The sequence below is a fragment of the Gordonia amicalis genome, from assembly GCF_022059885.1.
GTDB classification, from domain to species: Bacteria; Actinomycetota; Actinomycetes; order Mycobacteriales; family Mycobacteriaceae; genus Gordonia; species Gordonia amicalis.
The window spans coordinates 3,265,983-3,279,078 of the sequence record NZ_CP091855.1 but is presented as its reverse complement, the minus strand read 5'-3'; the positions used below and the strand labels follow the sequence as shown (position 1 = coordinate 3,279,078).

Genomic DNA, 13,096 nt, shown 5'->3' with positions numbered 1-13,096 from the left:
TGTCGGTCAGTCGATCTCGCAGCCCACGGGGTGATGCTGGTGGGTGCATCGGGCACTGTACTCGGCCGGCGTCTGGTAGCACAGCGCCGAGTGGCGGTGCCGGTGGTTGTGGTCGTCTTTGAAATCGCTGATCACCACGCGGGCTTCCAGCAGGGTGGGCCAGCAGTTGCGGTTCAGGCACTCGTCGCGGAGCCGGTTGTTGAACGACTCGATGAACCCGTTGTTCCACGGCGTGCCGGCGGGATGTAGGAGATCCCCACCGAGATGCCCCGAAGGGGACGATCGACTCCTACCTGCAACTCGATTCGGTGAACAAAGTTGGCCTCGATCAGATCCATGCCGACCTCGGGTACGGCTGGGCCTTCACAATTCGACCGACGTTGGTTGAGTTGGATGACGACCTCTTCACCTTGACCATTTGGGGCACCGACCTCGAATTCGCGACCACCTCCGCCCATCGCTTATACCGCGAAGCGTGGGTGCGATTTTTTGTCGTACCGAATACAGACAGGACGGACCGAATCAGGACAGAAAGGGGAGCGAGGCTACGAGCGCTTCAGAGCTAGGCGTCGTTTCTCCTGTCATTTGCCACTGCTATGGGACCGCCTGGATTGCCACGAGGATGGGACCACCTTGGCGCGTTATTGAGGATGCTCTGCGGGGTTGGGTCGGTCAAGTCCGGGTCGGTGTCGTTGGCGGTAGGAGGGGCCTTCGATGACGAGGGTGTGCGCGCGTGAGGTGAGTCGGTCGATGGCCGATTGGGCCAGTAGCGCGTCGGCGGTCATGGTGAGCCATTCGGCGGGTTCTCGGTTGGATGTGACGATGGTGGTCTTGGTCTGCTGGTGGCGTTCGACGATGAGTTCGTAGAAGTCGTTGGTTTCGGTCGCGTCGAGCGCTCTGAGTGCGAAGTCGTCGATGATCAGGATGTCGACGGCGGTGATGCGGCGGAGTTCGGCGTCGACGCTGTTGTCGAGGCGGGCGGCTTTGAGTCGGTGGAACAGTTTGTCCGCTCGCGCGAACAGCACTGTTTTGCGTCGGCCGATGGCCATGTGGCCCAACGCGTTTGCTAGGTGTGTTTTGCCGACTCCGACGGGGCCGAGCAGGATCGCGGAGTGGCCGGCGTCGATGAACCGCAGGGTGGTGAGGTCCTCGAGCAGGGGGCGGTCGTAGAGTAGATCGTCTGCCGCGCGCCAGTTGTCGATCCGCATGCTGGGGTCGAGACCTGCCTTGGCTGATCGTCGGGCGGCGGAGCTGGATTCACGCCGTGAGACTTCATCGGCGAGCAATTGTTGCAGGAACGTCAGGTGCGAGGTTTTGTGTTGGCGGGCCAGGGCTGCGCGTTGGGGCAGGGTGTCGGCGAGGGCTCCGAGTTTGAGGGTTTTGAGCAGGCCGAGCATGTCGGCGCCGACAGGTTCGGGCACACTGTTGGTGGTTCGGGTCATCGGTTCACTCCTGAATGGTGTTGTCGGGGTTAGGAACAAGTGTCAACTGTGTTCTGTTGGTTGCGTATTCGGAGGGGTCGCGGGCAAAGCGAGACGATTCCGACCCGGCGGCCACGGGCATGTCCGGGGTGGTGTTCTCGGTGGCCTGCTCAAGCATCGAGGCGATCTTGGGCACGGCGATGACATCGAACTCCAGGGCGGTGGCACAGGCAGCATCGACAGGTCCGGGCCCGTAGGTGCGCACCAGGCCGAGCAGGGTGTACACCGCCCGCACCCGAGACCACGGGCGCGGGTCGTCGACGATACGGGCCGCGTAGAGCCCGATATGGGGGCCGTGATGCTCGCAGGTGGCCTGCAGCTTGCTGATGTTGCGCAGCGCGTAGGCGGCCTTGTCTGCGGGGTAGTCGTTGGGGTCGGTGCTCTGCCCACCGGCGGGCTGGCGCGGGTGTTGCTTGACCAACTCGCCGCGGTGATAGAACTTCACCGCTTCGCTGTCCAGGCGAACGTCCAGTGTCGAGCCGATCCAGGTTTCGGGCAGTGAGTACAGTGCTTTGCCGACCGAGGCGTGAAAGTCTCTGTGCACCTTGACAGTTTTGAAGATCGGTACGTCGTAGTCGGCCGGTATCGGTAACAGGTGGGCGCGCTCGTCTGTGTCGAACAGCACCGCTGGCGCGGCGGCGGTGGTGCCGTGAATCCGCAGCCCCGCGGTGCTCTGGCACCACGCCACCGCGGCGGCCTGGGCATCGGGCAGGCTCGAGAATCGCTCACCGGCCCAAAAGTTGTTCTGCACGTAGTGGATGGTGCGTTCTACCCGCGGCTTGTCGGTTGGTGTGGCGACTCGGGCGGTGTCGGTGACGAACCCGGCATGCTGGCCGTAGTCCAACCAGCCCCGAGACAACCTCGGATTGAGGGTGTCTGCTTGGGTGACAATAGGTTTCATGTTGTCCGGAATGATCACAGCGAACACGCCGCCGAAGAACTCCCACGCCGCTGAACAGCCCTCGAGGATCGTTGACAGGGTTTGGGTGTGTGAGAGCCACACGAACGTGTGCCGCGAGTACACGGCGGTGAACACCAGCGCGAACACTTTGCGGCGCTTACCTGTTGCCGCATCATCGAGCATCCCGAGGTAGCCGAAGTCGATCTGGCACTCCACCCCGGGATCCCCATCGGCCACCCGCACCGTGGTCGTGGTGCGGCGATACCCACAGCACTCGGTCGCGAACCGCACCAGCGTCCGATACGGGACCACACACCCCTGACGGGCCAGCAGGATGTGAATCTTCGTCACCGTCAACGGTTCTGGATTCTCCGGCGTTCCTCCCCTCACCCACTGCGTGATCTGTTCGCTGAACGGCACCAACGCTTCCCACGCCTGGCCATGACCCTTCGGCCGCGCCGGACGCACCCCGGCCACCACCGCACCGAGCAACTCATCGGTCAGTGCCGACGCACCGACATCGCGCGTCAACCCCGCCGCCTGCGCCGCCGCGATGTAGCGTCGCACCGTCTTCCTATCGACACCCGCACGCGCGGCGATCGTGCGCAGACCCGGCGCCGGTAACCCCACCGCAAGGCCCAACCACAACCGCAGGACTTCTCTGATCTCTTCCACTGCAACCTCCCGGTAGCCCATGCCGTCGGCCCCTTCCGTGAACATCGTCACGGCCGAGTCAACGGACAAAATGAAGGACCACCAGCGCGACGCGCCGGTGGTCCCATAACTGGCAATCCAGGTGGTCCCATCCCTATGGCAAACAATCAGCCCAGGTGGTCCCTTCACGGTGGCAAATGACATTCTCCACTTGAAGCTTATGGTGTCCGTTTGCGACGAGTACCCGCTGACCGAGCCCTGCTGATCCCGCGAGAGGATCACCTGCAGGCTCGGCGACGACTGCCGATCTTGCGCGTCGCACTGATCAGAGGGGTAGTCATAGCGCCGTCGTCGTGGGCCGACGATGACGGGTACACCACTCTCCGATTGAGTGGGTCCCCCACGTGCCCACGTGACTGACATATCCGGTTCGGAGCGGGGACCGTTCGTCGCCGATCGAAAATGCAGTTACTCAAGCGTTTAATGCGTTTGGGCACGAAGAAGCCGACCATCGTCGGGAGAGGTTGTTCGATGACGGATACCGATGGGGACCCTCAGTCCCGGCTTGATGGCTTGAAGCTACGACTAAACGAAGCCGTTCGACACTTCGAGCAGGTCGCTGGCGAGAAAGTCCGTCGAGCAGAGCTTCCTGGCGAGTTTCCGGACAGTCCTGGCGGGTTCTTGAGCGTTGACCCGGACGGCAGATATCGCTTTGAGATCAGAGAAAGGGGCGAACCTACGGCTCTGATCGTCTCCGACCGAATCGACGAAGTCGTGCTCGGCGTTATGAGCGATGTCGCCAGCAGCCATGCTCAAAGCGCTGCGCTGCGACATCCGGACTATGAAAGCGTCAATGACGCTCGGAGACTATGGTTCCCGCGGTGGAGCCGACTGATGCACTCTCTGTCTCCCGAGTGGGGCAGGCACACCGATCGTGAAATCAGTGAGATCTTGAAGACGTACCCGTTCGACTGAACGTATCGGCATGCCTAACACTCTGCAAGGGCGATGTATCGATTTAGTGCGTATCTCGGGAAGCCGTGCCCGCTACCGCGGGAGTCGGAGCATCGCTGGATCTGCTGTGGCCAGGATGACGCGGTCGTCTCTATTTGCCGACTGGCCGGCGCAGAGTCACACCCGCTGATAAAGCCCCGTCGGTCCCACGGGGAACGTCACGTGCGAGCTTGACGGCGGTTCCCGACCTTGCGCATCACACCGATCAGCCCGAGACCGACGCTGGGCGCGAGATCTCCGGCCCGGCTGAGGACCCCACGCCACCGCGGCAGCACTCGGAAGATCTGGCGGCTGCTCATGAGTGCCATACCGGCGCGAACGACCGCCGCCTCGTCGAGCGGTCGGGGGCCGGCGAAGAGCATCGCGGCACCCGGGTCGTTAACGTGCGAGGTCACCATCTGTGTGTTCACGACGTCCGGGCACAGTGCACGAACCCGGATGGGCAGGCCTGCGTGCCGCAGGTCGCCCTCCAGCGAGGTCGTGTAGGACAGCACTGCCGCCTTCGTGGCGGCATACAGCGCCAACCCCGGGACGGGGGCAAGCGCCGAGAGGGATGCGACGTTGAGGATGACCCCACCACCGGTACGGCGCATCTGCGAGACCGCGGCGGCCGACCCTGCCATGACGCCACGCACATTCACGTCGAGGATGGTCGCGATCTCCTCGTCGGAGTGCTCCCACGCCTCTCCCGCGTACAGTACGCCGGCATTGTTCACCCATACGCTTAGCTGGCCGAGTGCGGTGGCTTCCTCAGCTATTCGACGATGCGACGAGATGTCCCGCACGTCCTGCTGCATGCCGACTGCCCCGCCGCCAATGTTGGCCGCCGCGAGCTCGGCCGCCATGCCGTCGACGTCGGTCAGGATCACCCGATGCCCCTCCTCTGCGAGACGACGGGCAAAAGCAAGGCCGATACCGCGGCCGGCGCCGGTGACAACTGCAGTGGTGGGCATCCCCGGACTCTACTGTGCGTCGCTCCGCCCACATTCAACGTCTCCGGTAGGGCTCGGTTCCGCAGCCCAGCCCTTATGGTGAACTCATGGACACCGACGCCACTCGTCGTCTCGATGAACTCGCGCACATCGAAGCCATCAAGCAGCTCAAGCATCGGTATTGGCGTTCCTGTGATGCGAAGGATGTGAACGGCTTTCGCAGCTGCTTCATCGCTCGAGGCGCACGCATCGACTACGGCCCGCTGGGCACATTCGACGACGCGGAGCCGATGGCGACGATCTTCGAGCAGGTGGCCCTGCACAAGGTCGACGGGCAGTACGTCATCTTCGACATGCATCATGGCCACCATCCCGACATCACTCTGACCTCCGAGACGACGGCGACCGGTCGCTGGACGCTGAAGTTCCGTCAGGTGAATCTGCTCGACCGCACCGAGACCGTGATGACGGGGGAGTACGACGACGAATACGTCGTCGAGGACGACGAGTGGAAGATGTCGGCCAGCAAGCTCACCGAACGATGGTCACTGCGACGCCCACTCGGCGAGGACGCCACGGTGCACGTAGGAACTTTCGACAACTCGGAATAGTGTTACGCCGGCTGTCGAACCATCGCCGCAAGTCGCTCGAGCGTCTCCGTCATGCCGTGCCGCAGATCCGTCTTTCGGTCCTTGAGGCCGTAGAGCGTGCCGATCAGGAACCACCCGAAGGCATTGAGCGGCTTGGTCACTTCGTACGATTCGGTGACGGACGTGCCCGCCGCGTCGGGCTCGAACCGGTAGCTCCACCGCAGAGTGCCGCCGATCCATTCCGTCCGCTCGAAGGCGAACTCACGCCCACGATCGGCGACCGTGATGACGGGTTTGTTGAACCAGTCCGGTCCGCGGCCGGCGCTGTTGCGGGCACGGAATCGCGCACCGACGGCCGGACCGGTCGCCCCGTTGAGCCACTTCACATCCGCTATCTCCGAGGACAACTCGGGTGTGCGCGTGACGTCGGAGACGATGTCGTACAACTCCTCGGGGCTCGCGTCGATGTGGCGCGACACCGAGTCGCCGGTGAGATCCTGACGCATGGTGGTTCCTTCCTTGAGTGCCCCGAGGCTCGCTCAGGGCGTGAAGTGACGCACCCACATCTGCAGGGCGTCGTCGAGTAGTCGCGTGTAAGCACCTGATTCGTAGGTGGCGCCCGGTTCGTTCGACATCTGCTGTGAACCAATGCCCGAGACGACCGACGTGAGGAGGCGCAAGGCATCCTCGGAGTCGGCACCGGGGCTCAGTTCACCGCGCATGACCGCGGTCGCCAGATCCTCTCGAGCCTGGTCCACCAGCGCCCGCGCGGGGGCGAACGCCGCGTCGCTGGGCTCGAAACCCGGCACCGGTCGCCAGAACAACAGCGCGGCCAGCCCAGGCTCGGTCATCGACCATCGGACTATCGCCCGTGACTGTTCGAGCAGCCGGTCCAGCCCTGGCTCATGGCCGATGCGTGCGTCGTCGACGTACCGGGTCAGTTCGACGTTCCCCTCCGCGAACAGGCTGTCGTACAGCGCATTCAGCGACGGGAAGTACTTGTAGAGCGACGGGGGTCGCATCTGCATCCGCCGAGCGATCTCGGAGATGGACACCGCTCCCGCTCCCTGCTCGGCGATGATGTCGCGAGCATGGCCGATAGCCTCGTCGATCGTCGTCTGCCGACGGTCGGACCTTCGCGATGAGCTATAGGCTGTAGCCATAGCTAAAGGATATAGCTGCCGCTGGCGCGAAACAATGGTTGCGGCGGAGAGACTCGTGCCCATGGCACCGTGGACCCATGACGGATCCGGAGCACACCCCCGACGGCCGCTACATGGTGATCAACGGTCGCAAGTGGCGTGCCACCGACCCGCTCATACCGGACGAGCGCCGATCCGAACTGCAGTCGATCCTCATGGCGTGGCGACGGGACGTGAAACGGACACAGGGTGCGCCCGAGTCGCGCGCCGGCGTCCAGGCGGCGAAAGTCGCGTTGGGGGAGCGAGGTACTCCCTGGTGGGAGCAGACCGACGACGAGCGTCGTGCTCGCTGGGAGAACGAGGTGCCGCGACCGAAGGACGCGTGACGCTCAGCGAGGAACGATCGATTCGGCCGCGTATCGTCCTGCGCGCTCGAATGTTTCGGTGATGTCGAGGTCGGGATCGATCCGCCAGTATCGCATCGTCGACAGGTAGATCGCCGCCACCATCTGGGCGAGGAACTCGACCGGATGGTCGGTGCGCACGTCGCCTTGTTCCAGGCCCGGCTCGATCAGACGCCGCACTTGAGCGGTGAACAGATGGCTGCGCTCGCCAAGGCCCTCCGACGCCGTCGCCAGACGCTCGATCTCTCCGGTCACCACACGCATGTAGTCGGGATCGGAAAGCGATGACTGCGCGAAGTCGATGAACACGCCGACCACGCGATCGTGGGTACTGACCGGTCGTCGCAGCATCGAGTCGACGACGCGCCCGAAGACGCTCATCAGCTCGGCGTACAACGCAGTGACGAGATCATCCTTGCTGGGGAAGTAGTTGAAGAAGGTCGCGCGGGAGACCTCGGCACGCTCCGCGATCTCCTCGACCGTCGCATCCGTGCCGCGGGTGGCGAGGAGGTCGCGAGCCGCGGTCAGCAGTCGGTCGCGCGTCTGCTGCTTGTTCTTCTCACGACGTCCGACGGGCGCAGCCTCGGTCATCTGTGTGCCTCCGTCGGGGTCGTCGAGCAGCCGGGTGGCGCTCCTGGGGACCAATTCTTACATTCGCCCACCGATTTCTGGATGGTGGTCTAACTTTTGCCTCTAGGTCCACTGTGACGCAGGACACGGGCTTCGATACGCGACGTACTCGCTGCGCTCGTTCGGCGCTACTCAGCCGGCGGGAACAACGAGACGCGGTTCAACGAGGGGTGGTGAGAGCTCATGCGGGTCTGTCGGCCCCGGCGGGGAGGGGCCATCGCCAAGCGCTGGAGGGTCGGCGCCCGAGCCGGCAACGGTCGTGGAGTCGTTGCGCCGCCTGTTGTTCTGACTTCCAATTCAGTTGCAGCCCAGCACGATTAGCCACCCGAATTTTTCCCGAACATCCGCATATCCGACACGGTCGGGTCTACAGTCACCACGACGCCGACCACCGATCACGGCTTCCGCAGCACCCCGCGCGCGGCGTCATCTCCTATCGAAGGGATCGCAGTTGAAATCACCAGTTGCACTCAAACGCGTCGTACGCACGACCGCCGTCCTCGGCTGCGCGAGCGTCCTGACTCTCGGCACACTCACGGCATGCGCCGACGACAGTTCGGACAGCTCGAGCGCCGGAGAGACCAGCTCGCTACCCAGCAACGCGGCGACCGGCGACCCGATCAAGATCGGATTCATCACGCCCGAGGGCGGTGCGGTGACGACGCCGATGGTGCGCGAGGGAGGTGAAGCGGCCGTCGAATACCTGAACAACAATGGCGGCGGCATCGGCGGGCACAAGATCGACCTCGTGGTGTGCAAGCAGCAGGAGGAGCCGGCCTCGGCGACCAAGTGCGCCAACCAGATGGTCGAGGAAAAGGTCTCGGTCGTCGTGTCACCGCTCGGCGCGCAGGGTGCGGTAATGCTGCCGATCGTCGCCGGCGCCGGAATCCCCTACGTCGCACAGGCTCCGGTCTCACAGGCCGAGATGGCGACGCCCGGGTCGTTCATGCTCTCCGGCGGCATCGTCGCGGTGCTCGCCGGCCAGGCCGCCACCGCCGCAAAGGACGGCCTCAAGAAGGTCAGCCTCATCATCGGCGACTCCGGCGACGCGGCCGCGTCGGTCAAGGCACTCGGTGACCCGATGTTCCAGCGCGCGGGCGTGGCCCTCAACGTCGTCACGATCCCGACCGGTGCCGCGGACCTGACCCCGCAGATCACCGCCGGCCTCGCCGACAACCCCGACGCGGTGAGCATCCTCGGTGACACCCGCCAGTGCATCTCGGTGCTCAAGACGCTGCAGACCGTCGCACCGGACGCCAAGAAGTACCTGATCGCCAGTTGCCTCGACAAGCCCGTCCTCGACGCCGTCGGCAACGAGGCCGTGTCCGGCTCCAAGGCGTTCACCACGGTGAACCTCAGCTCCGACGACCCGAGCGTCACCCAGTACCGCAGCGTCATGGCGCAGTACGCCCCGGACACCGATCCGGCCGGCCTGGCCTACATCGGCTACCAGGTCGTCGCCGCGCTCGGGGAGCTCAACGGCCTCGACGGAACCGTCGACGCGCAGACGTTCAAGAAGGCGCTGGCCGGGGCCAAGGACGTACCGCTGCCGGCTGCTCCGGGAATCACCTTCACCTGTGACGGCAAGGCCTTCCCGCCGCTGACGTCGCTGTGCAGCAAGGCGATCCTGGTCAGCGACGTGACCGCCGACGCCAAACTCGAGAACACCGTCGCCACCAACACCAACTGATTCCGAACAGATCGGGGCCGCGTCCCGGCGCGGCCCCGATCGAGGAGTTCCATGACCGACCATCTCGCGTTCCTGATCCTCGGCCTCGGCAACGGGGCCGTTTTCGCCGCACTCGGTCTCGCCCTGGTGATGACCTTCAAGAGTTCCGGCGTGGTCAACATCGCCACCGGCGCCGTCGCCCTCTACGCCGCCTACACCTACGCCTTCCTGCGGAAAGGGGAACTCCTCAACCCCATACCCGGCTTCCCGACGACCATCGACCTGGGGTCGGATGTCGGAGTCGCTGCCGCGGTAGCGATCTCCGTGGTGATCGCGGCGATCCTCGGTGTCATCCTGTACCTGCTCGTCTTCCGCCCGATGCGGACAGCGCCCACCCTGGCCAAGGCGGTTGCGGCCATCGGCCTGATGATGGTGATCCAGGCGCTCATCGGACTACGCGTCGGGGAGAACACCCCGAGTGTCGGACCCATCTTCAAGGTCTCCACGTTCAAGATCGGCTCCAGCGCCGTGCCGACGGACCGCCTGCTGCTCGCGGTCGTCATCGTCGGTCTGGCAATCTGCGCCGGACTCGTCCTGCGCTACACCCGATTCGGCGTCGCCACCGAGGCCGCCGCCGAATCCGAGAAGGGAGCGCTGGTCACCGGGCTGTCGCCCGATCGCATTGCGGTCGCCAACTGGGCCCTCTCCTCGGCAACCGCCGGACTCGGCGGTGTGCTGATCGCTCCGATCGTGCCACTCAACCCCGTCGCCTACACGATGTTCATCGTGCCGGCGCTGGCCGCCGCACTCGTCGGCAACTTCACCGCCATCTCGGTGACCGTCGCCGCCGGACTCGTCATCGGCATGCTCCAGTCGGAGGCCACCAAGCTGCAGACGACCTGGGACTGGATGCCCGACGCCGGTGTGGCCGAGGCGGTTCCGCTGATCCTCATCATCGGATTCCTCCTCGTCCGCGGACAGCCCCTGCCCGGACGCGGAGCAGTCATCCGCCAGGACCTCGGCCGCTCACCCCGCCCCGAGCATCTGCTGGTCCCGGGGATCATCGCCATCGTCGTCGCCGTCATTGCTCTCCTCACCACCTCCGGCAGTCTGCGGCTGGCCGTGATCGCCACCATGATCTACGCGATCATCGCGCTATCCCAGGTGGTGGTCACCGGATACGCCGGACAGGTGTCACTGGCACAGCTGACCCTGGCAGGAGTCGGGGCGTACGCACTGAGCAGGCTGACCGACGACCTGAATCTGCCCTTCCCGATCGCACCGCTTCTCGCCGCCTGCGCCGCGACGGTCATCGGCGTCGTCGTGGGACTGCCGGCCCTGCGTGTGCGTGGTTTGCCCCTCATGGTCGCAACCCTCGCCCTCGCGGTCTTCTGCGAGGCGTTCTGGTTCCGAAACCCGTCCCTCAACGGCGGTCTGCAAGGCGCACCGGTGGATTCACCGTCGATCTTCGGCATCGACCTCGGCATCGGTGCGGGCGAGGGCTATCCGCGTCTCGCGTTCGGCATCCTGTGCCTCGTCGTCCTGACGGTCGTCGCCTACGGCGTCGCGGCGCTGCGTCGTAGTGGTCTGGGAGCGTCGATGCTCGCGGTCCGGGCCAACGAACGGTCGGCGGCCGCCGCCGGTATCAACGTCGGGGTCACCAAACTGGTCGCCTTCGCGTTCGCGTCGTTCCTGGCCGGCCTCGGCGGCGCGCTTCTGGCCTACCAGCAAACCCTCGCGACGGCCGGCACGTATGCGGTCTTCGCCGGCATCGGCCTCTTCGCGGTCACCTACGTCGCCGGCGTGACGTCGATATCCGGCGCGCTGCTGGCGGGAGTCATCGCACCCGGCGGCGTCATGTACTTCGTCGCCGACAAGTACGGCTCCTTCGGCGACTACTACATGCTCATCAGCGGAATCCTGCTGGTGCTCACCGTCGTCACCAGTCCCGACGGGCTCGCCGGGTACCTCCACAAGGTGCCGTACCCGGGTCATCGCGGCACCCCACGCCGGTTGAGCCGACACCGAGCGAAGCGAGGCGTCGCGTCGAAATCGTCGACGGAACAACCGGTCGCCGTGCCTGCGACGCCGACCACCGACGTCACGGCGCCGCCGACCGGAACGGTGGTCCTCTCGGTCCGTGACGTCACCGTCCGCTACGGTGCGGTCACCGCGGTCCACGACGCCGGCTTCGACGTCCGGGCCGGGGAGATCGTCGGCTTGATCGGCCCGAACGGCGCCGGCAAGACCACACTCATCGACGCCATCAGCGGTTTCGCGACGGCAGACGGGTCGGTCACCCTCGACGGTGTCTCGCTCGACGGTCTGGCGCCGCATCGCCGGAGTCGCGCCGGACTGGGGCGTACCTTCCAGGACATCGAGCTCTACGGTGAACTGTCCGTCGCCGAGAATCTGGCGATCGCGGCACGACGCGCACCTGGTGACACGTCCGAGAACGTGCGAGATGTGCTGCAGATGCTCGAGATCGAGCAGCTCCGGGACATTCCGGCCGCAGATCTGTCTCAGGGGCAGCGGCAACTGGTGGCGGTCGCGCGCGTGCTCGCCGGTCAGCCACGGGTGGCCCTTCTCGACGAGCCCGCCGCCGGACTCGACAGCACCGAGAGCCGCTGGCTGGGAGAAAGACTGAGAGCTGCTCGCGCTCACGGTGTCTCGATGATCCTGGTCGATCACGACATGGATCTGGTGCTGAACCTGTGCGATCGGGTGATCGTGCTCGACCTCGGTACCGTCATCGCCGACGGCACACCCGATGAGATCCGGAGCTCGCCCGCAGTCGTCGGGGCCTACCTGGGCACACCGTCGTCGGCGATGGCCGGCCCAGAGGACGCCGGGACAACCGGGGAACCCGAAGGCGCACAGCCGAAGTCCGAGGTAGTGGGGGAGATGTCGTGACCGTGCTGGAATGTCGCAACCTCGACGCGGGATACAGCCGCGGGAACCCCTGCGTCCACGGGCTCGACCTGTCCGTGAACGCGGGAGAGATCGTCGCCCTACTCGGGCCGAATGGAGCCGGGAAGACGACGCTGCTGACGACTCTCGCGGGGTTGCTGCCCCGACTCGGCGGGGACGTCACCGTCGCCGGGCAGGCGGTGCGCTCCGGCGATGCCCGTGCGGCGGTCCGCGCCGGTCTTGTGCTGGTGCCCGACGATCGTGCGCTGTTCCGCCGTCTGACGACCCGTCAGCACCTTCACCTGGCAACCCACCTGAAGGGCAGGACACGTGCCGAAGCGCTCGACAAGGTGCTCGCGCACTTCCCGTCACTGACCAAACGTCTGTCGGTGGCGGCCGGGGATCTCTCGGGTGGCGAACAGCAGATGCTGGCCATCGCGCGTGCGCTCCTGCAGAACCCGAAGGTCCTGCTCATCGACGAGCTGAGCATGGGTCTGGCACCCATCGTCGTCGAGTCGATCCTGCCGGTCCTGCGTGACGTCGCCGACACCGAGCAGACGGCGGTGATCCTCGTCGAGCAGCATGTCCGGCTGGCTCTCGGTATCGCCGACCGTGCCGTGGTGTTGGTCCATGGGGAAGTGGGTCTCGAGGATTCGGCAGCCGCGTTGTCGACGGACATCGAGCGGATCGAGGAGGCCTACCTCGGCACCGCACGCGCGTAGACGTCCACGGAAGCGCGTCGGCGAGTCGTCGGCCGTCGCGCCCGAGG

General features: G+C 65.4%; 12 protein-coding genes and 1 pseudogene. 6 read left to right on the top strand and 7 right to left on the bottom strand.

Going from position 1 to position 13,096, the window contains the following annotated elements:
- Positions 1-6: 6 nt before the first annotated feature.
- The 3 genes and pseudogenes from IHQ52_RS15035 to istA form a co-directional block, all read right to left on the bottom strand.
- Positions 7-243: pseudogene (locus IHQ52_RS15035) on the bottom strand (integrase core domain-containing protein); the annotation flags it as partial.
- A 398-nt stretch (positions 244-641) separates the two neighbouring features.
- On the bottom strand, positions 642-1,442 hold the full coding sequence (locus IHQ52_RS15030; RefSeq protein ID WP_006438890.1) for an ATP-binding protein: 801 nt from the start codon (positions 1,440-1,442) through the stop codon (positions 642-644).
- A 4-nt stretch (positions 1,443-1,446) separates the two neighbouring features.
- Positions 1,447-3,102: an IS21 family transposase gene (istA, locus tag IHQ52_RS15025; RefSeq protein ID WP_232513133.1), complete on the bottom strand. Its 1,656-nt coding sequence runs from the start codon at positions 3,100-3,102 to the stop codon at positions 1,447-1,449.
- 465 nt (positions 3,103-3,567) lie between these two features.
- On the opposite strand from istA, the gene IHQ52_RS15020 reads away from it, so the two are divergent.
- A complete protein-coding gene (locus IHQ52_RS15020) occupies positions 3,568-4,011 on the top strand; it encodes an Imm63 family immunity protein (RefSeq protein WP_157753394.1) in 444 nt (147 codons plus the stop codon).
- 197 nt (positions 4,012-4,208) lie between these two features.
- Here IHQ52_RS15020 and IHQ52_RS15015 read toward each other — a convergent pair whose 3' ends face one another.
- Complete coding sequence (locus tag IHQ52_RS15015) at positions 4,209-5,003, bottom strand: SDR family NAD(P)-dependent oxidoreductase (protein WP_024497982.1); 795 nt, start codon at positions 5,001-5,003, stop codon at positions 4,209-4,211.
- An 86-nt stretch (positions 5,004-5,089) separates the two neighbouring features.
- Here IHQ52_RS15015 and IHQ52_RS15010 point away from each other — a divergent pair, with 86 nt between their 5' ends.
- A complete protein-coding gene (locus IHQ52_RS15010) occupies positions 5,090-5,593 on the top strand; it encodes a nuclear transport factor 2 family protein (protein ID WP_024497981.1) in 504 nt (167 codons plus the stop codon).
- A 2-nt stretch (positions 5,594-5,595) separates the two neighbouring features.
- Here the strand turns inward: IHQ52_RS15010 and IHQ52_RS15005 are convergent, their stop codons facing one another.
- Positions 5,596-6,078: an SRPBCC family protein gene (locus tag IHQ52_RS15005; RefSeq protein WP_024497980.1), complete on the bottom strand. Its 483-nt coding sequence runs from the start codon at positions 6,076-6,078 to the stop codon at positions 5,596-5,598.
- A 33-nt stretch (positions 6,079-6,111) separates the two neighbouring features.
- The gene (locus IHQ52_RS15000) at positions 6,112-6,735 is read right to left on the bottom strand and encodes a TetR/AcrR family transcriptional regulator (RefSeq protein WP_081712394.1); all 624 of its coding nucleotides are present in this window, start codon (positions 6,733-6,735) and stop codon (positions 6,112-6,114) included.
- Between the two features lie 77 nt (positions 6,736-6,812).
- Between IHQ52_RS15000 and IHQ52_RS14995 the strand changes: the two genes are divergently transcribed.
- Positions 6,813-7,100 carry a hypothetical protein gene (locus IHQ52_RS14995; RefSeq protein WP_024497978.1) on the top strand — a complete coding sequence of 96 codons (288 nt, stop codon included), beginning with the start codon at positions 6,813-6,815 and terminating at the stop codon, positions 7,098-7,100.
- A 3-nt stretch (positions 7,101-7,103) separates the two neighbouring features.
- Here the strand turns inward: IHQ52_RS14995 and IHQ52_RS14990 are convergent, their stop codons facing one another.
- A complete protein-coding gene (locus tag IHQ52_RS14990; RefSeq protein WP_024497977.1) occupies positions 7,104-7,709 on the bottom strand; it encodes a TetR/AcrR family transcriptional regulator in 606 nt (201 codons plus the stop codon).
- Positions 7,710-8,199: 490 nt separating this feature from the next.
- Between IHQ52_RS14990 and IHQ52_RS14985 the strand changes: the two genes are divergently transcribed.
- The 3 genes from IHQ52_RS14985 to IHQ52_RS14975 are packed head-to-tail and all read left to right on the top strand — an operon-like array spanning position 8,200 to position 13,049.
- The gene (locus IHQ52_RS14985) at positions 8,200-9,438 is read left to right on the top strand and encodes an ABC transporter substrate-binding protein (protein ID WP_024497976.1); all 1,239 of its coding nucleotides are present in this window, start codon (positions 8,200-8,202) and stop codon (positions 9,436-9,438) included.
- Between the two features lie 51 nt (positions 9,439-9,489).
- Positions 9,490-12,330, top strand: a complete 2,841-nt coding sequence (locus tag IHQ52_RS14980; RefSeq protein WP_024497975.1) for a branched-chain amino acid ABC transporter permease/ATP-binding protein — start codon at positions 9,490-9,492, stop codon at positions 12,328-12,330.
- Complete coding sequence (locus IHQ52_RS14975; protein WP_024497974.1) at positions 12,327-13,049, top strand: ABC transporter ATP-binding protein; 723 nt, start codon at positions 12,327-12,329, stop codon at positions 13,047-13,049. Before IHQ52_RS14980 ends, IHQ52_RS14975 begins: the two co-directional genes overlap by 4 nt.
- Positions 13,050-13,096 lie beyond the last annotated feature (47 nt).